This is a genomic window from Pseudomonas sp. MM213 (genome assembly GCF_020423045.1).
Lineage (GTDB): Bacteria > Pseudomonadota > Gammaproteobacteria > Pseudomonadales > Pseudomonadaceae > Aquipseudomonas > Aquipseudomonas migulae.
Map to the genome: position 1 here is coordinate 3,174,177 of NZ_CP081943.1, position 24,259 is coordinate 3,198,435.

The 24,259-nt window shown below is 58.9% G+C and carries 23 protein-coding genes; 6 read left to right on the forward strand and 17 right to left on the reverse strand.

Features of this window, described 5'->3' with window-relative positions; all coding sequences use genetic code 11:
* Positions 1–116: 116 nt before the first annotated feature.
* The 8 genes from ruvB to K5R88_RS14475 form a co-directional block, all read right to left on the reverse strand.
* Entirely contained in the window at positions 117–1,178 is a 1,062-nt protein-coding gene (gene ruvB, locus K5R88_RS14440) for a Holliday junction branch migration DNA helicase RuvB (RefSeq protein WP_008027785.1), read from the reverse strand.
* A complete protein-coding gene (gene ruvA, locus K5R88_RS14445; protein WP_008027783.1) occupies positions 1,179–1,793 on the reverse strand; it encodes a Holliday junction branch migration protein RuvA in 615 nt (204 codons plus the stop codon).
* Between the two features lie 115 nt (positions 1,794–1,908).
* Entirely contained in the window at positions 1,909–2,433 is a 525-nt protein-coding gene (gene ruvC / locus K5R88_RS14450; protein ID WP_019693260.1) for a crossover junction endodeoxyribonuclease RuvC, read from the reverse strand.
* Positions 2,434–2,588: 155 nt separating this feature from the next.
* The gene (locus K5R88_RS14455; RefSeq protein ID WP_192417091.1) at positions 2,589–3,335 is read right to left on the reverse strand and encodes a YebC/PmpR family DNA-binding transcriptional regulator; all 747 of its coding nucleotides are present in this window, start codon (positions 3,333–3,335) and stop codon (positions 2,589–2,591) included.
* A 120-nt stretch (positions 3,336–3,455) separates the two neighbouring features.
* A complete protein-coding gene (gene aspS, locus K5R88_RS14460) occupies positions 3,456–5,231 on the reverse strand; it encodes an aspartate--tRNA ligase (protein WP_008029229.1) in 1,776 nt (591 codons plus the stop codon).
* 100 nt (positions 5,232–5,331) lie between these two features.
* Entirely contained in the window at positions 5,332–5,553 is a 222-nt protein-coding gene (locus K5R88_RS14465; RefSeq protein ID WP_010457489.1) for an FmdB family zinc ribbon protein, read from the reverse strand.
* 136 nt (positions 5,554–5,689) lie between these two features.
* Positions 5,690–6,028, reverse strand: coding sequence for a ribbon-helix-helix domain-containing protein (locus K5R88_RS14470; RefSeq protein WP_226300163.1), 339 nt, complete (start codon positions 6,026–6,028; stop codon positions 5,690–5,692).
* A 259-nt stretch (positions 6,029–6,287) separates the two neighbouring features.
* Positions 6,288–6,758, reverse strand: a complete 471-nt coding sequence (locus K5R88_RS14475) for a Dps family protein (RefSeq protein WP_008029233.1) — start codon at positions 6,756–6,758, stop codon at positions 6,288–6,290.
* 308 nt (positions 6,759–7,066) lie between these two features.
* Here K5R88_RS14475 and K5R88_RS30815 point away from each other — a divergent pair, with 308 nt between their 5' ends.
* Complete coding sequence (locus K5R88_RS30815) at positions 7,067–7,669, forward strand: cold-shock protein (protein WP_008029235.1); 603 nt, start codon at positions 7,067–7,069, stop codon at positions 7,667–7,669.
* A gap of 61 nt (positions 7,670–7,730) precedes the next feature.
* Here the strand turns inward: K5R88_RS30815 and K5R88_RS14485 are convergent, their stop codons facing one another.
* Complete coding sequence (locus K5R88_RS14485) at positions 7,731–7,937, reverse strand: SlyX family protein (protein ID WP_008029236.1); 207 nt, start codon at positions 7,935–7,937, stop codon at positions 7,731–7,733.
* Positions 7,938–7,940: 3 nt separating this feature from the next.
* Positions 7,941–8,366: an HIT domain-containing protein gene (locus tag K5R88_RS14490; RefSeq protein WP_226300164.1), complete on the reverse strand. Its 426-nt coding sequence runs from the start codon at positions 8,364–8,366 to the stop codon at positions 7,941–7,943.
* A gap of 915 nt (positions 8,367–9,281) precedes the next feature.
* Here K5R88_RS14490 and K5R88_RS14495 point away from each other — a divergent pair.
* Positions 9,282–10,628, forward strand: a complete 1,347-nt coding sequence (locus K5R88_RS14495; protein ID WP_223451735.1) for an OprD family porin — start codon at positions 9,282–9,284, stop codon at positions 10,626–10,628.
* Positions 10,629–10,705: 77 nt separating this feature from the next.
* Here K5R88_RS14495 and K5R88_RS14500 read toward each other — a convergent pair whose 3' ends face one another.
* Together K5R88_RS14500 and K5R88_RS14505 are read right to left on the reverse strand one after the other, a co-directional pair.
* On the reverse strand, positions 10,706–11,548 hold the full coding sequence (locus K5R88_RS14500; protein ID WP_223451734.1) for a mechanosensitive ion channel family protein: 843 nt from the start codon (positions 11,546–11,548) through the stop codon (positions 10,706–10,708).
* 139 nt (positions 11,549–11,687) lie between these two features.
* Positions 11,688–12,173, reverse strand: coding sequence for a YajQ family cyclic di-GMP-binding protein (locus K5R88_RS14505; protein ID WP_007906601.1), 486 nt, complete (start codon positions 12,171–12,173; stop codon positions 11,688–11,690).
* Between the two features lie 140 nt (positions 12,174–12,313).
* Between K5R88_RS14505 and K5R88_RS14510 the strand changes: the two genes are divergently transcribed.
* The 3 genes from K5R88_RS14510 to K5R88_RS14520 are packed head-to-tail and all read left to right on the forward strand — an operon-like array spanning position 12,314 to position 15,897.
* Positions 12,314–13,231 carry a putative 2-dehydropantoate 2-reductase gene (locus tag K5R88_RS14510; RefSeq protein ID WP_207285462.1) on the forward strand — a complete coding sequence of 306 codons (918 nt, stop codon included), beginning with the start codon at positions 12,314–12,316 and terminating at the stop codon, positions 13,229–13,231.
* Between the two features lie 45 nt (positions 13,232–13,276).
* The gene (locus K5R88_RS14515; protein ID WP_223434869.1) at positions 13,277–15,313 is read left to right on the forward strand and encodes a sensor histidine kinase; all 2,037 of its coding nucleotides are present in this window, start codon (positions 13,277–13,279) and stop codon (positions 15,311–15,313) included.
* Between the two features lie 2 nt (positions 15,314–15,315).
* Complete coding sequence (locus tag K5R88_RS14520; RefSeq protein ID WP_226300165.1) at positions 15,316–15,897, forward strand: cob(I)yrinic acid a,c-diamide adenosyltransferase; 582 nt, start codon at positions 15,316–15,318, stop codon at positions 15,895–15,897.
* Between the two features lie 97 nt (positions 15,898–15,994).
* Here K5R88_RS14520 and K5R88_RS14525 read toward each other — a convergent pair whose 3' ends face one another.
* The 4 genes from K5R88_RS14525 to secA all read right to left on the reverse strand — a co-directional run bounded on the left by K5R88_RS14525 (position 15,995) and on the right by secA (position 21,786).
* On the reverse strand, positions 15,995–16,945 hold the full coding sequence (locus tag K5R88_RS14525) for a Nudix family hydrolase (protein ID WP_226300166.1): 951 nt from the start codon (positions 16,943–16,945) through the stop codon (positions 15,995–15,997).
* Positions 16,942–17,574 (reverse strand): glutathione S-transferase family protein, encoded by a 633-nt coding sequence (locus tag K5R88_RS14530; RefSeq protein ID WP_192417097.1) that lies wholly within the window; start codon positions 17,572–17,574, stop codon positions 16,942–16,944. Before K5R88_RS14530 ends, K5R88_RS14525 begins: the two co-directional genes overlap by 4 nt.
* A 136-nt stretch (positions 17,575–17,710) precedes the next feature.
* Positions 17,711–18,928, reverse strand: a complete 1,218-nt coding sequence (gene argJ, locus K5R88_RS14535) for a bifunctional glutamate N-acetyltransferase/amino-acid acetyltransferase ArgJ (RefSeq protein WP_008029257.1) — start codon at positions 18,926–18,928, stop codon at positions 17,711–17,713.
* 122 nt (positions 18,929–19,050) lie between these two features.
* Entirely contained in the window at positions 19,051–21,786 is a 2,736-nt protein-coding gene (gene secA, locus K5R88_RS14540) for a preprotein translocase subunit SecA (RefSeq protein WP_032832795.1), read from the reverse strand.
* Positions 21,787–22,093: 307 nt separating this feature from the next.
* Here secA and K5R88_RS14545 point away from each other — a divergent pair, with 307 nt between their 5' ends.
* Positions 22,094–22,549 carry a DUF721 domain-containing protein gene (locus tag K5R88_RS14545; protein ID WP_008029261.1) on the forward strand — a complete coding sequence of 152 codons (456 nt, stop codon included), beginning with the start codon at positions 22,094–22,096 and terminating at the stop codon, positions 22,547–22,549.
* Positions 22,550–22,653: 104 nt separating this feature from the next.
* Here the strand turns inward: K5R88_RS14545 and K5R88_RS14550 are convergent, their stop codons facing one another.
* Positions 22,654–24,141 (reverse strand): helicase HerA-like domain-containing protein, encoded by a 1,488-nt coding sequence (locus tag K5R88_RS14550; protein ID WP_032832797.1) that lies wholly within the window; start codon positions 24,139–24,141, stop codon positions 22,654–22,656.
* Between the last annotated feature and the right edge of the window lie 118 nt (positions 24,142–24,259).

Consider the following 24,259-nt stretch of genomic DNA (forward strand, 5'->3'; position numbering starts at 1 on the left):
TACTCCTCAGGTTGCCAATCCGGCCAGGCAACTGTTTTTCATTGATCTGCGGCTTTCTCGCGAAAGTACGGTCCTGGGACAGCACAATGCCCGAAAAATAAGCGCGCAAAGATTAATTAATCGTCCACTGCATCAAGGAACTCGTCTACCACGGGCATCTCGCCCAATCGTGACGGAATGTTTAAACCAAAGTGCAGGTACGCATGCCGGGTGACCACCCGCCCCCGCGGCGTGCGCATGATGTAGCCCTGCTGGATCAGATACGGTTCCAACACGTCTTCAATAGTGTGACGTTCTTCGCTGATCGCGGCGGCCAGACTGTCGACCCCCACCGGTCCACCGTCGAACTTCTCGATCATGGTCAGCAGCAGACGCCGGTCCTGGTGATCGAAGCCACGCTCGTCGACATCCAGCAGATTCAAGGCGAGATCGGCAATCGGTTTGGTGATGTGGCCCTTGGCGCGAACTTCGGCGAAATCACGCACCCGGCGCAACAGTCGGTTGGCGATCCGCGGAGTGCCACGAGCCCGGCGGGCGATTTCGAATGCGCCTTCGGGATCCAGTGGCAAGCCAAGAATGTTCGCCGAACGGCTGACAATCGTCGCCAGGTCGGCGGTGCTATAGAACTCAAGACGCTGGACGATGCCGAAGCGGTCGCGCAGCGGGTTGGTCAGCATGCCGGCGCGCGTCGTCGCCCCCACCAGCGTGAACGGCGGCAGATCCAGCTTGATCGAACGGGCAGCCGGGCCCTCGCCAATCATGATGTCGAGCTGGAAATCTTCCATGGCCGGGTACAGCACTTCTTCGACAATCGGCGACAACCGATGGATTTCGTCGATAAACAGCACGTCGTGCGGCTCGAGATTGGTCAGCAGCGCAGCCAGGTCACCCGGACGCTCCAGAACCGGGCCCGAGGTGCTTTTGATCGACACACCCATTTCCTGGGCGATGATGTTGGCCAGGGTGGTTTTACCCAGGCCCGGCGGGCCGAAGATCAAAGTGTGGTCCAGGGATTCGTTACGCCCACGGGCAGCCTGGATGAACAGCTCCATTTGCTCGCGAACGGTCGGCTGGCCAATGTATTCGGCCAGACTGACAGGACGAATCGCCCGATCCTGGACTTCCTCGCGGTCGCGCGGGCCCGGCGTGGCGGCTATCAGACGATCAGCTTCAATCACTTAGATCATTCCCTTCAGGGCACGGCGAATCATGTCTTCACTGCTCAAACCTTTCTCCTTGATCGCGGAAATCGCCTTGCTGGCTTCCTGCGGCTTGTAGCCCAGGGAAATCAGCGCACTGACGGCGTCATTTTCCGCGGTGGCGACCGGCGCAATATCCGGCCCGCCTGGCTGGTTTGGCACCAGGGCAAACATCGCCGGCACAGTTTCCCACGCCTTGAAGCGATCCTTGAGTTCCACCAGCAAACGCTCGGCGGTCTTCTTGCCCACGCCCGGCACCTTGGTCAGGGCCGAGGTGTCCTGGGACTGCACGCAACGTACCAGTTCATCGACTTCCAGACTCGACATCAACGCCAGGGCCAATTTCGGCCCTACACCATTGAGACGAATCAACTCGCGAAAAAAGTCTCGCTCACGTTTGCTGGCGAAACCATAGAGTAACTGCGCGTCTTCGCGTACGACCAAATGGGTGTGCAACGTCAGCGGTTCACCGACCGACGGCAAGCGATACAGCGTGGTCATGGGCACTTCAAGCTCATACCCCAGACCGTTTACATCCAGAATCAGGTGCGGCGGCTGTTTCTCAGCCAGTGTGCCGCGCAAGCGTCCAATCACGTTTCAGATCCTTGAGCGTTGGCCAGTTCGGTGGCTGGCGACTGACAGAACAAGGGTGTTGCGCCGACAACACAGGCACAAAACCCTCATTCCGTAAAAATGACTGCTGATGCTATCAGAGACGCAGGCGCCCGCCACGACTGCGTGCCGTGCCCAGACCATGAGGCAACAGGCTGGAGCGGGTGTGAGCATGGCAAATGGCAATGGCCAGGGCGTCCGAGGCATCGATTTGCGGTTTGCTGGTGAGTTTCAACATGTGCATCACCATCATTTGCACCTGCTCTTTATTCGCCGCGCCGGTCCCGGTTACTGCCTGTTTGACCTGGGTGGCCGTGTATTCGGCGATTTCCAGATTCTCTTCGGCACCGGCAACGATTGCCGCGCCTCGGGCCTGACCGAGTTTCAGCGCGGAATCGGCGTTGCGCGCCATGAACACCTTTTCGATGCCCATGGTCACCGGGCCGTAGGTCTGGATGACTTCACGCACGCCGCGATAGACAATTTGCAGACGCTCGTGCAACTCGCCGGAACCGGTACGAATACAGCCCGACGCCACGTACACGCAGCCACGCCCGGTATCGCGTACCACGCCATAGCCGGTGATGCGCGAACCGGGGTCGATACCAAGAATTAAAGTCATAACGCCTGCGGGTTGTAATGAATGTGCGTGGCGAACCCACAACACTGTAGGAGCGAGCCTGCTCGCGATGGACGTTAACGATAACGCGCCACACCTGAATTAGCGCGGCGCTCTCAGGTTTTTCGCGAGCAGGCTCGCTCCTACAGGGGACACCTTCAGCCGAGCTGTGCGGCCACCGACTCGGGGATATCCGCGTTGGAATAGACGTTCTGCACGTCATCCAGGTCTTCGAGCATGTCGATCAGCTTGAGGACTTTCTCGGCGCCTTCCAGGTCCAGTTCGGCACTGGTGGTCGGCAGCATGACGATTTCCGCGTCATCACCTTTGAAACCGGCGGCTTCCAGCGCATTACGCACGGAGTAGAAACCGGCGAACGAGGTGAACACGTCAATGGAGCCGTCTTCGTTCGTGACCACGTCATCGGCGTCGGCTTCCATCGCCGCTTCCATCAAGGCGTCTTCATCCACGCCCGGCGCGAAGGAAATCTGCCCTTTGCGCTCGAACAGATAGGCCACGGAACCGTCGGTTCCCAAGTTACCGCCGCATTTGCTGAACGCATGGCGAACAGCCGCTGCGGTGCGGTTGCGGTTGTCGGTCATGCACTCGACCATCACCGCCACGCCGCCCGGGCCGTAGCCTTCGTAGGTCAGCTCGACCATGTCATCGGTGTCGGCAGCACCGGCACCGCGAGCCACCGCGCGATCGATGATGTCGCGGCTCATGTTCGCGCCCAGCGCCTTGTCCAGGGCCAGTCGCAGACGCGGGTTGGAGCCCGGATCACCGCCGCCCTGACGGGCAGCAACGGTCAGTTCACGAATCCACTTGGTGAAAATCTTGCCCTTCTTGGCATCCTGACGTTCTTTGCGGTGCTTGATGTTCGCCCACTTGGAATGACCCGCCATAACTCGCTCCGAATTCTCTTTGAAACATTGCCCGCCACACACGAAGTGCCGGCCAGCAAACAAAAAATCTCGACCTGAAGAAAAGGCGCATCCCATGAGGATGCGCCTTCAGGGTCAGCCTTACTCAGCCTTTGGCGTTTCGCGCAGACGAATGTGCAGTTCGCGCAATGCCTTGGCATCAACCACACCCGGTGCTTGCGTCATCACGTCGGCAGCACTCTGGGTTTTCGGGAAGGCGATCACTTCACGGATCGACTGGGCGCCGGTCATCAGCATCACCAGACGGTCCAGACCGAAGGCCAGACCACCGTGCGGCGGCGCGCCGTATTTCAGGGCGTCGAGCAGGAAGCCGAATTTCTCTTCCTGTTCCGCTTCATTGATACCCAGCAGGCGGAATACCGTCTGTTGCATTTCCTTGCGGTGGATACGGATCGAACCGCCACCCAGCTCGGTACCGTTCAGAACCATGTCGTAGGCACGGGACAGGGCGGTCGCCGGGTTGGCTTCCAGCTCTTCCGGGGTGCATTTCGGCGCGGTGAACGGGTGGTGCAAGGCAGTGAAGCTGCCGTCGTCGTTTTCTTCGAACATCGGGAAGTCGACGACCCACATTGGCGCCCACTTGCAGGTCAGCAGGTCCAGGTCGTTACCCACCTTGATCCGCAGTGCACCCAGGGCTTCGCTGACGATCTTGGCTTTGTCGGCACCGAAGAACACGATGTCGCCATCCACTGCGCCAACGCGATCGAGGATCACGTTGAGGTTGGCTTCAGGGATGTTCTTGACGATTGGCGACTGCAGGCCTTCAACGCCTTTGGCGCGCTCGTTGACCTTGATGTACGCCAGGCCCTTGGCACCGTAGATGCCGACGAACTTGGTGTAGTCGTCGATCTGCTTGCGCGGCATGCTCGCTGCGCCAGGAACACGCAGGGCAGCGATACGGCATTTCGGATCGTTGGCCGGGCCACTGAAGACCTTGAAGTCGACTTCTTTCAGTTGATCGGCAACGTCCACCAGTTCCAGCGGGTTACGCAGGTCAGGCTTGTCGGAACCGTAACGACGCATGGCCTCTTCGAAGGTCATGTGCGGGAATTCACCGAATTCCAGATCCAGCACTTCCTTGAACAGGTTGCGGATCATGCCTTCGGTGAGGCCCATGATGTCTTTTTCATCGAGGAAGCTGGTTTCGATGTCGATCTGGGTGAATTCAGGCTGACGGTCGGCACGCAGGTCTTCGTCGCGGAAGCACTTGGCGATCTGGTAGTAACGGTCGAAGCCGGCCACCATCAGCAGCTGCTTGAACAGCTGTGGCGATTGCGGCAAGGCGAAGAACGAACCGGCGTGAGTACGGCTCGGCACCAGGTAGTCACGTGCGCCTTCAGGGGTGGCACGGGTCAGGATCGGCGTTTCGACGTCGAGGAAACCGTTCTCGTCGAGGTAACGACGGATGCTGGTGGTCATGCGCGAACGCAGACGCAGCTTCTCGGCCATTTCCGGGCGACGCAGGTCAAGGAAGCGATAGCGCAGTCGGGTTTCTTCGCCCACTTCGGAGTATTCGTTGAGCGGGAACGGCGGGGTTTCCGATTCGTTCAGTACTTCCAGCTCGTAGCCCAGCACTTCGATCATGCCCGACGCCATGTTGGCGTTGCCGGCACCGGCCGGACGCAGGCGGACCTTGCCGGTCACTTTAACCACGTATTCGCTGCGCACGCGGTCGGCGGCGGCGAAGGTTTCAGCGCGGTCCGGGTCGAACACCACCTGGGCCAGACCGTCACGATCACGGATATCGAGGAAAATCACCCCACCGTGGTCACGGCGACGGTGAACCCATCCGCAAAGGGTAATTTCCTGGCCTTCCAGGCTTTCGTTCAGTTGGCCGCAATAATGGCTGCGCATCATGGTAGTGGTTTCACTTCTCGTAATTCGAAATTCGGTTAGAGGCCTTGCACACGGGATGGTGCAAGAGCTCGCACGTGTCGTTCAACTCAGGTTCCAGACCCTAGTCGGCTTTATCGCCGCCGGCCAGGTTCTTCTTGGAACCGGTCTTGAAATCGGTTTCGTACCAGCCGGTGCCGCTAAGGCGGAAGCCCGGCATGGACAGCATCTTCTTGAGCTCTGGCGCCTGGCAGGCAGGGCAGTCGACCAGCGGTGCTGCGCTGATCTTTTGAATGGCTTCCAACTGATGACCACAGGAAGCACATTGATAGTCGTACATCGGCATGGGGGTTGTCTCGGCGATCAGATTGCTACCGCGCACGCTGGGTTTTGCGGCAAAGAGCGGGATTATATCCATTAAATGCAGCCTGTGCAGCCGTAAGACTGCACAGACTGACACACGATGCATTCCGCCATCACGGCTAGGCCATGACGACGCAACTCCCTTCCTTCAGGCTGTGCACAACGCAGACAACCCGCACCAGCCCGCTGAAATTCTCCACCCCGCCGTGACGCAAATGCACTTCTCGATCCACGTGAGACAGCAACGCACTGACCGAACAGCAATTGATCCTGGCCATTTCCCCCAAAATATCCCAATACACCTGCTCAAGCCGCAAGCAGGTGGCAAAGCCATTCAAGCGTACGGATCGGGATAATGGCTGGGCCAGGCCCATATCGAACTCACTGACAAACGGATCGATCCTTACATCCTTGAATGAACCGTTCCTCCCCTCACTTCGCCTGTCTTCATAAACCATACCGTTGACACTCCTTTGCCATCCCTGGTTCTTATAAGAGTCATGCTGTGATTCTTATAAAAGCGCAGGCGCAAAGTTATATCCAGATGACTTTTTGACCATCCACGTAGGATAAGCCAACAACTGAAGGCGGATCATGGAGACCGTCCTAGTCCGGACAAATTCCTACACCTACTGGCGCAAGATCATTCAACGAAGAGAGGCCGAAACGACAGCGCGCGGATAACACCTGCAAGGCTCCATCCGCGCACTGAACGCGTTACTCATCCAGCAAGGCGCGCAACATCCATGCGGTTTTCTCGTGAACCTGCATACGCTGGGTCAACAAATCCGCCGTGGGCTCGTCGCTGACTTTGTCGAGCAGGGGAAAGATCCCCCGCGCCGTACGCGTGACGGCCTCCTGCCCTTCGACCAGTTGCTTGATCATGCCTTCTGCGCTGGGCACGCCCGGCTCCTCCTTGATAGAAGAAAGGCGCGCATAAATGGAATAGGCACCCGGAGCAGGAAAGCCCAGCGCGCGAATGCGCTCGGCAATCGAATCGACCGCCAGGGCCAACTCGTTATATTGCTCCTCGAACATCAGGTGCAGGGTCCGAAACATGGGACCGGTGACATTCCAGTGGAAATTATGGGTTTTCAAATAAAGTACATAAGTGTCCGACAGCAGACGCGAAAGTCCGTCGACGATGGACTTGCGATCCTCTTCACTGATACCGATATCGATTGCCATGCTTTTCCCCTAAAGGTGATCAAATTCATCCGACAGGTGCAGGACCACTCTAGCAAGCCTGTCGCCACACCGCAGGCGGGAATGCCCCCGCTCCCTGCGACATATCGCCCCTGATGCACCGCTGGACTCCCTGATTTGAGTAGCCGCAAGCTTTGCTGTTAAATAGGCAGTGTGTCGCAAAGCCCTATTTTTCCGGGCGTTGCGCATAGGCTGATAACGAGTACGTGCCCAACGCCTCTTATTGTTCTGAAGCGAACCGTGCTCTATCAGCTCTTCCTTGTGATCCGTCTTAACGTGAGTTAATCAAAATGTTGAAAATCGTCCACCTGCTAATGGGCGCAGCGGCCCTGCTGCTGTCCTTCATCCCTAGCCTGCGATCCGAAGCTGTTCCTTACCTGCAACAACCCGATGCGCTTTACCTGGCCTTTTTCGGCCTGCTCAACCTTACCCTCGCACCTGTAATCCCTTACTGGAACAAAGGCCCGCGTCATCAACTGCAAAACCTGGTCAGCGCCCTGCTGGTTCTGACTGTCGTATTGCAAACCCTGACGCTGCTCGCGCCGATGCCTGTCATCGCCGGTCAACCTGCCGTACTGTTCAGCCTGGTGGCAGCCCTGATCGCCGTGCTTCTTCATCTGGCCATCAGCTTCTACAAATCTTCACCGGCCACCGCTTCGCCAAGCTATGACATGACCAACCGCGATACCGGCACCGTGAAGTGGTTCAACACTTCCAAAGGCTTCGGGTTTATTTCCCGTGATTCCGGCGATGATATTTTCGTGCATTTCCGGGCCATTCGTGGCGAAGGTCATCGCGTCCTGGTCGAAGGCCAGCGCGTGGAGTTCTCCGTCATGAATCGTGACAAGGGCCTGCAAGCCGAAGACGTGATCGCCGCTCTTCCGCGACGCTGATTCAAGGCTAAAAAAAACCGCGAACAGCCAGGCTGCTCGCGGTTTTTTTACGCCTGCATGTTCAGTAATGCGGCGGTGGCGCTTCTTCTTCGAACGTTTCGAACTGGCCGGCCATTTCCTCCTGGCGCTTGAGCAAGGCTGCCATTTGCAGTTGCAGACGCTCTACGGCACGCTGCTGCGTCGCCAGCACATCGCTCAATGCCTGGATGGTGTCATCCTGAAAGGCCAGCTGGCTCTCCAGATCGGTAACGCGTTCTTCCAGGCTCATGATTCAACCCTCCAGAAACGTAAAGTCATCGGTCAACACCAGACGCAGCCGTTCGCGAATCACCGCGATCTGCTCTGCACTGTAAGGCTTCGCCGGGTGCTTGCCCCAGACCGGGGCTGGCCAGGCGGCATCCTCACGCTTGCGCACAATCACATGCATGTGTAACTGACTGACGACGTTACCCAGGGCCGCGACGTTCAATTTGTCCGTGTCGAACGAGTCCTTGAGCATTTCCGCCAGCGCAGTCGTTTCCTTCCAGAGTTGCACCTGATCAGCGACATCCAACTGAAATATCTCGCTGATATCGTCGCGACGAGGTACCAGGATGAACCACGGGTAGTTCGAATCATTGGACAACAGCAACCGGCTGAGCGGGAAATCCCCGATCGGTAACGTGTCTTGTTGAAGTCGTGGATCTAAAGCGAACACTGCGCGCACTCCCGTCTAGTCATCATTTTCAGCTTAGCGCCCCTCCACGCAGGACGACGCACCAAGCGACAGGACGGCAGCATACCTGTGAACACCACCGCCTTCACGACGAACCACGGCCGAAGGCCCATCGAAATTCGAGCGACCTGCAGAATGCGCGCCCCGACATGAGACATTTTTCGCAAGGGCGCACCATTACAGAACCGATGATCATGCAAAAAATGCTGAAATGACTGACAGACAACGACCTGTTCGCAATCACTCAGCAGTCATGCTGTATGAATTCAGTACAGCGATTAAAATTTTTTGCACCAAAACCGCACAGTGCGTCTACGCTGAGTGCGTCGGGTATCCGCCAATTACCCACTGGCGGGGTGAACCGGTAACGTTTTTGTTTGTCACGCAGTCGGCCAGGAGGGCGCAACACGATGCAAACCGTGGCGTCAAGCCCCATTAAAAGGTGCTTGTAACCCCCGGTTTTATGAGGTTTTTACGGTAACACGCAGGCGTTCAGAAAAAAAACAGCAGTTTTCTGATTTGTGCACGCTTGTTGCATTCACACTCACATCGCCTGCAATGCAACCACTGGAAGTGGAAGCCTTCAGGCAAATAAAAACAGTGGCAGGGTTGCCCGATGGAGATTCAAACGTTTCACCAGGGACTCTTTTTACCGATGCTCACGCCTTGGAAAACAGCGATGACGTTGTCATTCCGGTTGCATTGGGGCTGTAAATTTGCGACATCTACCAAGCTGTTTGCGACGGGGTCGTAAAGAAGCTGAAAGGATAGATACGCAAGTATCGCCAACATGGTCGGCGTGATATAAGTTTGCGCCGACACAAAAAGAAAGAGCCGCCCAGATAATAAAACAGGTGGGACGGCAGTACTCTTCTAAAACCAAAGGAGCAAATCACGATGCGCGTGATGAAGTGGAGCATGATCGCACTGGCAGTTGCAGCAGCAGCCAGTACTCAAGTGGCTACGGCCGCACCTTTCGTAAGTGACCAGGCTGAAGCCAAAGGTTTTGTTGAAGACAGCTCGTTGAACTTGCTGGTTCGCAACTACTACTTCAACCGTGACAACAAAGACGGCGCCCGCGACGTCAAAGACTGGACCCAAGGTCTCTGGGGCACCTACAACTCCGGCTACACCCAAGGTACTGTCGGCGTTGGTGTTGATGCATTCGGTTACCTGGCCATCAAACTGGATGGCGGCGATGGCACTTCCGGTTCGGGCAACATGAGCCGTAGCGACACCGTTAACGCCAACGGTGGCCGCAACGTCAACGACAGCCAGGGTAAAGCAGGCGCGGCCATTAAATTCCGCGTTTCCAAAACCGAGCTGAAAATCGGCGACATGTCGCCAAGCACTGCTCCAGTGTTTGCTGTTGGCGGTTCCCGTATCCTTCCTCAAGTTGCCAGCGGTATCCAACTGCAGAGCAGCGAAGTCAAAGACCTTGACCTCGAAGCCGGCCACTTCTACTCGGGTTCCAGCCAGGACAAAAACTCCCGCGACGGCGACCTGTTTGCAAACTATGCTGGCGTGAAAGCCAAAAGCATGGACTACTTCGGTGGCAAGTACGGCATTACCGACAACCTGTCCGCATCGCTGTATGGCGCCCAGCTGGAAGACATCTGGAACCAGTACTACGCCAACGTGAACCTCACCACTCCATTTGGTGGTGACACGTCGCTGAACACTGACTTCAACATCTATCGCACCACCGATACCGGTGATTCGAAAGCTGGTGACATCAGCAACACCGCATTCTCGCTGGCAACTGCTCTCTCGTTCCTGAAAGCGCACACCATCACCCTGGCCTTCCAAAAGGTTAATGGCGATACCCCGTTCGACTACGTCGGTATCGGCAAGAACAACCGCGGTGGCGACTCGATCTTCCTCGCCAACTCCATCCAGTACTCTGACTTCAACGCCCCTGGCGAGAAGTCTGCCCAGATCCGTTACGATCTGAAAATGGCTGAGTACGGCGTTCCAGGTCTGAGCTTCATGACCCGTTACGTGAAAGGTTGGGACATCGACGGTACCAACACCCCAGCAGGCAGCGCTTACACCGGCCTGTACGGTGAAGATGGCAAGCACAACGAAACCAACTTCGAAGCCAAGTACGTTGTTCAGTCTGGCCCGGCAAAAGATCTGTCCGTTCGCTTCCGTCAAGCTTGGCACTTTGCTAACGCCGACGAAGGTGAAGGCGACGTGAAAGAGTTCCGTGTGATCGTCGACTACCCACTGTCGATTTTGTAATCGCATCCAGTTAGTTTGCGGTAACAAATAAAAAAGGCCCATCTTCGGATGGGCCTTTTTTGTTGCCTGCGTGTTGCTTACTGCACCGCAGATTCCTGCACCACACGAATCACCCGCTGTGGAAACGGGATATCGATACCGGCCGTTTTCAACCGGTCACGGGACTGTTCGTTAAACATGAACATCACATCCCAATAATCCGCCGTCTTCACCCACACTCGCAGGGAAACAGTGATCGAACTGTCGCCCAGGGTAGAAATGACAGCTTGCGGAGCCGGCTCAGCCAGGATGCGTTCATCCTTGGCCAGGTCCAGCAATACTTCACGGGCTTTCTGCAAGTCCGCTTCGTAATCCACGCCCACATCAAACACAACCTTGCGGGTGGGTTGACGGTTAGTGTTGGTGATAATGCCGTTCGACAAGTTGCCGTTCGGGACGATGATGGTCTTGTTATCGCCAGTGCGCAGTACGGTGTGGAAAATCTGAATGCTGTCGACCGTACCGGCAACACCTTGAGCTTCGATCCAGTCACCAATACGGAACGGACGGAACAACAGAATCAGCACGCCACCGGCGAAGTTCGCCAGGCTGCCCTGCAACGCCAGACCGATGGCCAGACCGGCCGCACCGATTGCAGCAACGAAGGAGGTGGTTTCGACACCAATCATCGACGCCACGCTGACGACCAGCAAGATCTTCAGAATAATGTTCGCCAGGCTGCTGATGAAGCCTTGCAGCGCCAGGTCAGCGTTACGCAACGCGATCAGGCCGCCCAGTTTCTGCGTCACTTTGTTGATCAACCACCAGCCGATGGCCAGGGTGATGATCGCCAGCAGCACCCGGCTGCCGTATTCCATGATCATCGGAATCCAGGCTTGGGACGCCTTGACCAGGTTGTCCACTTCAGCATTCAAGTCCATCTACGTTCTCCTGATTTCCGGCCACACGGCACGCGAAAAAAATAAGCGGCAGAAAGGCTGCTCCCGTTTGGGGGCAGCCTTTCTGCCGCTGCTTGGGCCTCGGACGCCGAAAACGCCGAGAGGTTCCCGCCTGAAAAAATCAGTCGCGGAAGTTGTTGAACTGCAACGGCATGTCGAATGTCTTGGCGCGCAGGGCTGCGATGGCTTCCTGCAGATCGTCACGTTTCTTGCCGGTAATGCGCACTTGCTCGCCCTGAATGGCGGCCTGCACCTTGAGCTTGGCGTCCTTGACGTGAGCGACGATTTTCTTCGCCAGCTCTTTGTCGATGCCTTCCTTGAGAACGGCTTCCTGCTTCATCAGCTTGCCCGACGCATAGGCATCCTTGACTTCAAGGCACTGCACGTCGATCTTGCGCTTGACCAGCGCCAGCTTGAGGATCTCAATCATTGCTTCGAGCTGGAAATCGGCTTCAGCGGTCAGGTTGACGGTCAGGTCCTTTTCCTTGAACTCGAAGGTGCCCTTGCCTTTCAGGTCATAACGACGATCGAGTTCCTTGACGGCGTTCTCGACCGCGTTGGTGACTTCGTGTTTGTCCAGTTCGGATACCACGTCGAACGACGGCATGTAATCTCTCCAATAAAGGGCGCGCTCGATCAAGATGGAGCACGCCTGGCTTGCGGTTAAAATCCGCGCTGATTATAACGGGTCTTTCCCATCATTCACTGCGAGCGTCCGATGCGCGCCTCAAACAGAGCAAAAAGCTGATGTCCACCACCTGGCATGTTCTGGGCGCCGGCAGCCTCGGCACTTTATGGGCCACGCGTCTGGCGCGGGCCGGGGTGCCGGTCCGGCTGATCGTGCGGGATGCGCCGCGCTTGCAGGCTTATCAGGCTGCGGGCGGCTTGACGCTGGTGGAGCACGGCGAAGCAACAACGTATGCCATCCCCGGCGAAACTACCGACAGCGATGAGCCGATCAACCGCCTGCTGGTGGCCTGCAAAGCCTACGATGCCGAGCAAGCCGTGGCCCGACTGGCGCCGCGCCTCACGTCCGGCGCCGAATTGATCCTGTTGCAGAACGGCCTTGGCAGTCAGGACGCCGTTGCGGCGCAGGTGCCTCAGGCGCGCTGCATTTTTGCTTCGAGCACCGAAGGCGCGTATCGCGACGGTGACTGGCGCGTGGTATTCGCCGGTCACGGTTACACCTGGCTGGGGGATGCCGGTCATCCCGTGGCGCCGATCTGGCTGGATGACGTGAGCGCCGCCGGGATTCCCCACGAGTGGAGCACCGACATTCTGACCCGGCTTTGGCGGAAACTGGCACTCAACTGCGCGATCAATCCACTGACGGTGTTACACGATTGCCGCAATGGCGGCTTGCAGGACCATCATTGTGAAGTCGCGACCCTCTGCGGCGAACTGACCGAGCTGCTTGAACGCTGTGGCCAACCGGCCGCCGCCGAAAACCTCCAGCCGGAAGTGGAACGGGTGATTCACGCCACTGCAGCCAATTTCTCGTCGATGTATCAGGACGTTGCGAATCAACGCCGTACCGAAATCAGCTACCTGTTGGGCTATGTGTGCAAAGTGGCTTCGCGGCACCAACTGAACCTGCCGCACCTCAATCAGCTTGAATCACGGTTGATCGCCCATCTGCACAGCCTTGGATTGCCCAGCGACTGAGCAGCGGCTACGCTGGCCACTTGTTCCTTTTCAGCGATAAACCTGATGCCATTGCGCCAGCGCCTTGAAAACCTTCCCGTCGGCCAGAAACTGCTGGCCGCCCTGCTGGTGCTGTTGACCACCGTTTTGCTGGTCGCCAACCTGACCTTTATCAGCGCCGCGTACTATATTTCCCAGGAAAGCATGGCGCCCCAGGCCTTGCAGACCATCGGCCGACTGGTGTCCAACCCGAGCCTGGTGGCTGAAGCGCTGCAGTCACCACAAAATGCCGAGCGACTGCTCAATGAGCTCAACAGCTATTCACCGCTGCGCGCGGCAGCCCTGTATGACGGCAAGGGCGAAAGGCTGGCGCAGTTGCAACGTGGCGATCATTTGGGCCTGCCAGCGCGTTACCGCCACATCGAATCCTGGCAAGCCACCGAATTTCGCAGCAACCAAGTGATCACCCTGCCCCGCCCCGGCACCGCGCCCGGCCATCTGCTGCTGGTCGCCAGCAGCGAACTGCCGATGGCCTTCTACACCGGGACCCTGACGGCCAGCCTCGGCATTCTGATCTTCAGCGTGCTGTTATGGCTGGTGATCGCCCGGCAGATCAAACGCCTGATTACCCGGCCGATCCATCAACTCGAAGAGCTGTCCCGGCAAGTGACCCGAGAGGAGAACTACGCCCTGCGCGCCTCACGCGGCAACCATGACGAAATCGGCAGCCTGGCCGAGGCGTTCAACACCATGCTCTCGCGCATCGAGGCACGGGAGCAGCAACTCAAACGGGCACGGGACGAATCCCAGGCCGCTTACGATCAGGCCCAGGGCCTGGCCGAAGAAACCCGCCACACCAACCGCAAACTGGAACTCGAAGTCCAGGTGCGCAGCAAGATCGAGAAGAAACTCACCGGGTTCCAGAATTACCTCAACAGCATCATCGACTCCATGCCGTCGGCGCTGATCGCCCTCGACGAGCAGCTCTACGTGACGCAGTGGAATCAGGAGGCCAGCGCCCTCTCCGGCACACGCCTGGATGAAGCGCTGAATCAGCCGATCTTTCTTGCGTTCGAACCGCTCAAACCGTTTCTGCCGCAGCTCAAGCAAACCGTCGAGCAGCACACGGTGGCGAAGATCGAGCGCGTGACCTGGCTCAAGGACGATGAACCCAAGCATTACGCCCTGACCTTTTACCCACTGATGGGCGGTGCCGGTCGTGGTGTGGTGATCCGCATCGACGACATCACCCAGCGCCTGTCGCTGGAGGAAATGATGGTGCAGTCGGAAAAAATGCTCTCGGTTGGCGGCCTCGCCGCCGGCATGGCCCACGAAATCAACAACCCGCTTGGCGCGATCCTGCACAACGTGCAGAACATTCGTCGACGCCTGTCCCCGGACTTGCCAAAAAACCTCGAACAGGCCGAACAAGTCGGCGTTGAGCTGGATACGGTCAACGAGTACCTGAAAGTACGTGAGGTGCCGCAGCTGCTCGACGGCATTCAACAGGCGGGCGCCCGGGCGGCGAAAATCGTCACCCACATGCTCAGCTTCAGCCGCCGCAGCACCCGGCAAATGGCGCCGTGCGATTTGCCGGCGCTGATCGATCAAGCCGTGGAAATCGCCGGCAACGACTTTGACCTGGCGATTGGCTTTGACTTCAAGGGTCAGGCGATCATTCGTCAGTTCGACCCCGCTCTGGGCCCCGTGCCCGGCACCGCCAACGAACTTGAGCAAGTGCTGCTCAACCTGCTGAAAAACGCCGCGCAAGCCATTCACCAGCGCGAGGACGGCTGCGAGCCGGGACGGATCATCCTGCGGACCCGACTCAATCCGCCATGGGCGGAAATCCAGGTCGAGGACAATGGCATCGGCATGAGCGAGAGCGTGCGCAAACGCACCTTCGAACCCTTCTTCACCACCAAGGAAATCGGTCAGGGCACCGGGCTTGGCTTGTCGGTTTCGTATTTCATCATCACCAACAACCACAAGGGTCAGATGGAAGTGCAATCGACCCTGGGCCAGGGCACGTGTTTCACCTTGCGCCTGCCGTTGACGAGCACCCCGCTCGTTTCTCAAGAACTCAATCAGCTTTCGAGGTAACCATGGGCTTTCGCTTGTCGAAGATCTACACCCGCACCGGCGACAAAGGCGAAACCGGGCTGGGCGACGGCCGCCGCGTGCCCAAGGACCACCCGCGGATCGAAGCCATTGGCGAAGTCGATTCATTGAACAGCCAGGTCGGCGTGCTGTTGGCCGGGCTCGAAGCGGAACGTGAAAAGTTTCCCGGATTAAACGAAGTGATCGAGGTATTGGCGCCTTGCCAGCATCGGTTGTTCGATCTCGGTGGCGAACTGGCCATGCCGGAATATCAGGCGTTGAATGCGGCAGAAATCGAACGCCTGGAAACGGCGATCGATGTGTGGAATGAAGAGCTGGGGCCCTTGGAGCATTTCATTCTGCCGGGCGGTTCGGCGCTGATTGCGCAAGCACATGTGTGCCGAAGCCTGGCGCGCAGTGCCGAGCGCCGGTGTCAGCATTTGAATGCGCTTGAACCGTTGGCCGGGGTTGGCCTGGCGTACATCAATCGGTTGTCGGATCTGTTGTTTGTGGTGGCGCGGGTGATTGCCAGGCGTCAGGGGATTGCGGAGATTTTGTGGCAGCCTGCTGCGAAACCCGGGATTTAAGCGGCACTCTTAAGGACGCCTTCGCGGGCAAGCCTCGCTCCTACTGGAGAATGCATATCCCTGTAGGAGCGAGACTTGCCCGCGAATAGGCCAGTGGCTACACCAAAGAATCCGGCCAGAACGCCCGAATCCCCGCCACACCCTGGGCGCCTGCCGCCCAAGCCTGATCAACTTGCGCCGGCCCAACACCGCCGAGCAAGAACACCGGCTTGCTGAAACCTTCGATCAACGTTGCAGCCTGATCCCAACCCAGCGGCTGAGCCCCCGGATGCGTCAGGGTCGGCTGCACCGGCGACAGGGTCACAAAGTCCACACCCATCTGCTCGGCCAGCGCCAGCTCCTCGGCGTTATGGCAGGACGCCGCCAACCAGCGCGACGCCGGTAGCGGACGACCGGCCGCTGCGTATTTGCGCAGCTGTGCCGAGGTGATGTGCCAACCGGCCGACGGAAAATCGCCCAACCATTCGAACGGTCCCTTGATCATCAACTGCGCCTTGCCGGCACACAGCCCGGCCGCGTCCACCGCCAAATCACGGTATTTCGGGTCGTAGCCGTTGGGCGCCCGCAGCTGGATCAACTTGATGCCGTTGGCGATGGCTTTCTGAATACCGCGCAGCAGCGCAGGGGTTTCCAGATCTTCAGGCGTAATCAGGTAAGCCGCAGGCAACCGTGCCGCCGCAACGATTGGCTGGTTGGCGGCCGGAAACTCATAGCCCGGCAGATCACGCGGCGCCACCCATTCCAAAGGCTGGCCTTCGGCACCGTGAGGTTCGCCGGAAAAGTCCGAGACCTCCCAGACATCCAGCAATACTTGTTTGTCCGGGTAGTCATGACGGACCTTGATCAGCGGTCGAGCTGCATTGACCACAATTCCCAGCTCTTCATGAAGCTCACGGGCCAGCGCAGTTTCCACGGATTCGTCGGCCTCGACCTTGCCACCCGGGAACTCCCAAAGACCGCCCTGATGCTGAGTGTCGGCGCGCCGGGCGATAAGGATCTTGCCGCTGCTATCGCGGATAACCGCGGCGGCTACGTGTACTCGTTTCACTGCCCGACCTCCTCCAGACCCGCCTTTTGCCAGGCCTTGAAGGCTGGCCATTGGTAGATCGTTTCGACGTAGGCCTCGTCCGCCACCGGCAATTTCACCTGGTAGGTGCGAAGGCGCACGGCAATGGGTGCGAAGAAGGCATCGGCCAGGGTCGCGCGGCCAAACAGGTATGGACCGGTTTCGGTCGCGGCTGCGCGGCACTCGGCCCACAACGCCAGCATGCGTTCGATGTCCGCCTGGACGTCAGCCGGGACCGGCGACAAAGGTGCGTCGCGACTCAGGTCAAACGGCATGTTGCCGCGCATGGCGAAGAAGCCGGCGTGCATCTGTGCACAGGCCGAACGTGCCTGGGCGCGGGCCGCGACGTCTTTGGGCCAGAGGCCGGCATCAGGGAATTGTTCGGCCAGGTACTCGGCAATCGCCAGGGAATCGGCGATGGTGCCGTGCTCGGTTTTCAGCAACGGGACTTTGGCGGTCGGCGAATGCTTGAGCAACTGCTCGCGAGTGTCCGGCTGGTTCAGTTTGATCAATTCTTCGGTGTACGGGGCACCGGCCAGGTCAAGGGCCAGGGCGCCGCGCAGGGACCAGGAGGAATGCAATTTGTCGCCGATGATCAGGTGGAGGCTCATGTTCGGGACCTTTTGATGAGGGGGGACAGGCCAGAATCTTTGGTGTCTGATCGGACCTCTTCGCGGGCAAGCCTCGCTCCTACAGGGATTGCGCGATCCTTGTAGGAGCGAGGCTTGCCCGCGAAAGCGATCTGTCTTACGTACGGTACTCGGCGTTGATCTTCACGTATTCGTGGGACAGGTCCGTGGTCCAGATGGTTTCGCTGCAATCGCCGCGACCCAGTTCGATACGGATGGTGATTTCTTCCTGCTGCATCACCGCTGCGCCCTGGGCTTCGGTGTAGGTCGATGCGCGGGCGCCACGGCTGGCGATGCAGACTTCGCCGAGGAACACGTCGATCTTGCTCACGTCCAGGTTAGGTACACCGGCACGGCCAACGGCAGCCAGGATGCGGCCCCAGTTCGGGTCGGATGCGAACAGCGCGGTCTTGATCAGCGGCGAGTGCGCCACGGTGTAGCCGACGTCCAGGCATTCCTGGTGATTGCCGCCGCCGTTGACTTCAACGGTGACAAACTTGGTTGCGCCTTCGCCGTCACGCACGATGGCCTGGGCCACGTCCATGCACACTTCGAACACAGCCTGTTTCAGCTTGGCGAACAGTTCACCACTGGCGGAGGTGATTTCCGGCAGTGCCGCCTGACCGGTGGCGATCAGCATGCAGCAGTCGTTGGTCGAGGTGTCGCCGTCGATGGTGATGCGGTTGAACGACTTGTTGGCACCGTCCAGCAACAGGTTTTGCAGCACGTCGCGGGAGACTTTGGCGTCGGTGGCGATGTAGCCGAGCATGGTCGCCATGTTCGGGCGGATCATGCCCGCACCTTTGCTGATGCCGGTAACGGTGATGGTCACGCCGTCATGCTGGAACTGGCGGCTGGCGCCCTTCGGCAGGGTATCGGTGGTCATGATGCCGGTGGCGGCAGCTTCCCAGTTGTTCACCGACAGGTCGTCGAGAGCGGCTTGCAGCGCGCCTTCGATTTTCTCGACCGGCAGCGGTTCGCCGATCACACCGGTGGAGTACGGCAGCACCAGGCTGGCATCGACGCCGGTCAGTTCAGCCAGTTTCGCGCAGGTGCGCTCGGCGGCCGCCAGACCCGGTTCGCCGGTGCCGGCGTTGGCGTTGCCGGTGTTGGTCAGCAGGTAACGCACCGGACCTTGCACACGCTGCTTGGCCAGGATCACCGGAGCGGCGCAAAAGGCGTTCAGGGTGAACACGCCCGCCACGGTGGAGCCTTCGGCGCAGCGCATGACCACGACATCCTTGCGTCCAGGACGCTTGATGCCGGCCGAGGCGATACCGAGTTCAAAACCGGCAACCGGGTGCAACGTTGGCAAAGGACCAAGACCAACAGCCATGAATGCGCTCCTTAATAAATGATGTCTGCACCGCTTTCAGGAAGAACGGTGGTGTAAATGGCAAAACGCCGCGACGGCTGATGCCGGTCGCGGCGCGGGTATTTCAGCGTATGAAACGGGTTTTACTGGATCTGCCCGTGGCAATGCTTGAACTTCTTGCCCGAACCGCAGTAGCACAGTTCGTTACGGCCCAGCTTCTGTTCGTTGCGAACCGGTGCGGTGGCGAGGGCTACATCGAGCTCTTCACCCAGCTGTTCCGGTTGATCGAGACCAGGTGCTTCAGCGTGCTCGAACTGCATGCGCGCCGCCAGTGCTTCGGCTTCCTGGCGCAGGCGTTGCTCTTCTTCGATCGGATCTTCGCGGCGGACCTGAACGTGCGACAGCACACGGATCGAGTCGCGCTTGATCGAATCCAGCAACTCGGAGAACAGCGTGAACGACTCGCGCTTGTACTCTTGCTTCGGGTTCTTCTGCGCATAGCCACGCAAGTGGATGCCGTGACGCAGGTGGTCCATGGTCGACAGGTGGTCTTTCCACAGGTCGTCCAGCACGCGCAGCACGATTTGCTTCTCGAAGGTGCGCAGCGCGTCGGCGCCCGCCTGGTCTTCTTTCTCGTTGTACGCCGCGATGAGCTCCTGCATCAGCTTCTCGCGCAGGGTTTCTTCGTACAGGTGATCGTCTTCGTCGAGCCATTGCTGGATCGGCAGCGCCACACCGAAGTCGCTCTGCAATGCCGCTTCCAGACCCGCCACGTCCCACTGCTCAGGCAGCGATTGCGGAGGAATGTGGGCGCTGACCGTAGCGTTGAGTACGTCCTGACGGAAGTCGGCGATGGTTTCACCGATGTTGTCGGCGGCCAGCAACGTGTTGCGCATGTGATAGATCACTTTACGCTGTTCGTTGTTGACGTCGTCGAACTCGAGCAGTTGTTTACGAATGTCGAAGTTGCGGCCTTCAACCTTGCGCTGAGCCTTCTCGATGGCGTTGGTCACCATGCGGTGCTCGATCGCTTCACCGGACTGCATGCCCAATGCTTTCATGAAGTTCTTCACCCGGTCAGAGGCGAAGATGCGCATCAGGCTGTCTTCCAGCGACAGGTAGAAACGGCTGGAACCGGCGTCACCCTGACGACCGGCACGACCACGCAACTGGTTGTCGATACGGCGCGATTCGTGACGTTCGGACGCAATCACCTGCAAGCCACCCGACTCCAGCACTTGCTGGTGACGCTTCTGCCAGTCGGCCTTGATCTGGGCAATCTGCTCCGGCGTCGGGTCTTCCAGAGACGCGACTTCCACTTCCCAGTTGCCGCCCAACAGAATGTCGGTACCACGACCGGCCATGTTGGTGGCGATGGTCAGTGCGCCTGGACGACCGGCCTGGGCAATGATTTCGGCTTCTTTTTCGTGGAACTTGGCGTTCAGGACCTTGTGTTCGATGCCTTCCTTCTGCAGCAGCGCAGACATGTGTTCGGAAGTTTCGATGGTTGCAGTACCCACCAGCACCGGACGGCCGTGAGTCATGCATTCCTTGATGTCGTTGATGATCGCCGCGTATTTCTCTTCGGCGGTCAGGAACACCAGGTCGTTGTAGTCTTTACGCGCCAAAGGCTTGTTCGGCGGGATCACCATGACCTGCAGGCCGTAGATCTGGTGGAATTCGAACGCTTCGGTGTCTGCGGTACCGGTCATGCCGGACAACTTGTTGTACAGACGGAAGTAGTTCTGGAACGTGGTCGACGCCAATGTCTGGCTTTCGGCCTGGATGTTCAGGTTTTCCTTGGCTTCGATGGCCTGGTGCAGGCCTTCGGACAAACGGCGACCCGGCATGGTACGACCGGTGTGTTCGTCGACCAGGACAACCTGACCGTCCTGCACGATGTATTCAACGTTGCGGTTGAACAGCTTGTGCGCACGCAGGCCGGCATAGACGTGGGTCAGCAGGCCCAGGTTATGCGCCGAATACAGGCTCTCGCCTTCAGCCAGCAGGCCGACGCGGGTCAGCATGTCTTCGATGAACTGGTGACCGGCTTCGTTGAGTTCGACCTGACGGGTCTTCTCGTCGACGGTGTAATGGCCGGCCTTGGTGACTTCGCCTTCGACTTCTTCGACGTGCAATTGCAGCTGCGGGATCAGTTTGTTGATCTCGATGTACAGCTTCGAGCTGTCCTCGGCCTGACCGGAAATGATCAGCGGGGTACGGGCTTCGTCGATGAGGATGGAGTCGACTTCGTCGATCACGGCAAAGTTGAGTTCGCGCTGGAATTTTTCTTCCATGCTGAACGCCATGTTGTCGCGCAGGTAGTCGAAACCGAATTCGTTGTTGGTGCCGTAGGTGATGTCGGCGGCGTAGGCCTGACGTTTCTCTTCCGGCGGCTGGAAAGGTGTAACCACACCGACCGTCATGCCGAGGAATTCGTAGAGCGGGCGCATCCAGTTGGCGTCACGGCGGGCCAGATAGTCGTTCACGGTAACAACGTGCACGCCTTTGCCGGACAGCGCGTTGAGGTAAACGCCCAGTGTGGCCACCAGGGTCTTGCCTTCACCGGTACGCATTTCCGCGATCATGCCTTCATGCAAGGTCATGCCGCCGATCAGCTGGACATCGAAGTGGCGCATACCCATGACGCGCTTGCCGGCTTCGCGGGCGACCGCAAAGGCTTCTGGCAGCAGCTTGTCGAGGGTTTCCCCTTTGGCGATGCGGGCCTTGAACTCATCCGTCTTGGCACGCAATTGATCGTCCGAAAGGGCCACCATTTGCTCTTCGAAGGCATTGACGAGTTGCACCGTCTTGAGCATGCGTTTGACTTCACGCTCGTTCTTGCTTCCAAAAAGTTTCTTTAACAAAGGCGCAAACATATCGGCAGGATCTTCCACACTAAAGGGATGGAGGGCGGCCCCGTGAGTCGCCCGTGCAGCCCTCATGGCCGCATGCGAACGAGCATTCTACCCGGAAACGATGGTGAGGAAAGTGGCGTTGTTCCACGATGCATGCACTGCGCTGTTACGGGGCTCACTTAAAATAAGGGCTTTTTGCTGAACTTCAAGCCACTGACGGCAGAAGTTACTTGTTGATTTAATGGGTAAAGCGCGCGCAAAGCAATGGGTCGGGTGCAACCAGTGCTTTCTGCTACCATGGCGGCTCTGTTACTTCAGGTGTCTGATCATGGCATTTCGCCCTCTTACGGCCAGAGCACCCGCCGTTCTGCTTCGCGAAGCCAAACCGCTGAAAGCCATTTTTGGCCATGCTCAACGCCTGGGTCATTTACAACGTCTGCTCGAAAGCCAATTGCAGCCCGCTGCGCGCGAGCATTGCCATGTGGCGTCGTGGCGCGAAGGCAGTTTATTGCTGATTGTCACCGACGGACATTGGGCAACGCGTCTGCGCTATCAACAGAAGCGTCTGCAACGGCAGTTGCAGATGTTTGATGAGTTCGCCAGCCTGACGCGGATTCTGTTCAAGGTGCAGCCGCCGACCGTTCAGCAAGGCGCGGCCGGGCATACCATCAGTTTGTCGACGGATGCGGGGGCGACGATTCAGGCTACGGCTGAGGGGATCAGCGATCCCAACCTGCGGGCGGCGCTGGAGCGATTGGCGGCGCACGCCAAACCAAAAGATTGACACGGCCCCTGTAGGAGCGAGGCTTGCCCGCGAAGCTTTTGGCGCCCTCAAGGGCCCCTTCGCGGGCAAGCCTCGCTCCTACAGGGCATGCACCCGTCAGGAAATTAGCGGCGTTTGCTGCCGCCGAGCAGTGACCCCATCAAACCGCGCACCAGTTGCCGACCAAGCTGATTGGCCGCCTGTCGCATCGCTGACTTCAGCGCCTGCCCTGCCGCCGTGCCGAGAAGCTCCCCGGCCTTGTCGGTGAAGCTCGGTTCTTCTGGCGCAGGTTTGCCCGGTGCCGCTTCGGGTTCCGGCGCCAGGCCTTTGCGCCCCATCAGCACTTCATAGGCTGATTCGCGATCCACCGGTTTGTCATACCGCCCCTTGAACGGCGAGCCGGCGATCAGCAGCGTGCGCTCGGTTTCGCTCAGCGGCCCGATCCGTGATTGCGGCGGTGCCACCAGGACGCGCTGGACCATCTCTGGCGTGCCTTTGTCCTGCAATGTGCCCACCAGCGCCTCGCCGATCCCCAGTTCGGTCAGCACCGACAAGGCATCGAACGCCGGGTTCGGCCGGAATCCCTCGGCCACGGCCCGAAGGGATTTTTGTTCCTTGGCGGTGAACGCACGCAAACCATGCTGGATACGCAGGCCGAGCTGCGCCAGCACGTCATCCGGCAAGTCGCCCGGCGATTGGGTGACGAAATACACGCCCACGCCTTTCGAGCGAATCAGCCGCACCACTTGCTCCAGACGCTCCTGCAACGCCTTGGGCGTATCGGCAAACAATAAATGTGCTTCGTCGAAAAACAGCGCCAGCAGCGGTTTGTCGGCATCGCCGCGCTCCGGCAGTTGCTCGAACAGTTCAGCCAGCAGCCACAACAGGAACGTCGCGTAGACCTTCGGCGCTTCGTGCACCAGACGACTGGCATCGAGCAAGTGAATGCGCCCGCGCCCCTCGGCGGTCGGTTGCAGAATGTCTTCGAGTTGCAGCGCCGGCTCGCCGAACAAGGCTTCAGCACCTTGTTGTTCCAGGGTCGCCAATCGGCGCAACAAGGCCTGGCTGGAACCGGTGGTCATCAACGCGGCGTCGTCGCCCAGCAATTCGGGGTGGTCGCGCAGGTGATTGAGCAGTGCCTTCAGGTCCTTCAAGTCAAGCAGCAACAGGCCTTCGCGGTCCGCCACTTTGAACGCGGCGTACAGCGCCGATTGCTGGCTGTCGGTCAACTCCAGCAGGGCGCCAATCAACAGCGGGCCCATTTCGCTCAAGGTGGTGCGCAAAGGATGACCGGACTGGCCGTGAATGTCCCACAAAGTGACCGGGTACGCCTGCGGCGTGTGATTCAGCCAGGGCATCCCGGCGATTCGCTCGGCGATCTTGCCCTGCGGGTTGCCGGCGGCACCGAGGCCGCAGAGGTCACCTTTGATGTCCGCCGCGAACACCGCCACGCCGGCATCGCTGAACGCTTCGGCCAGTCGTTGCAAGGTGACGGTCTTGCCGGTCCCGGTAGCGCCCGCGACCAGACCGTGACGGTTCGCCAGGCGCATGGCCTGGGCGATCGGTTGCCCCGCGAGATCGGCACCGATAACGAGTTGCGATGAATCAGGCATTTGGTCACCCATGGTTAATCTTTAATTCTGCACGGCCGATATAAAAGACTGAAAAGCTTCGGTAATCCCCCCAAGGAGAGGACGGAAATATCAGCTTGTTTTCATGACCGCCCACTGC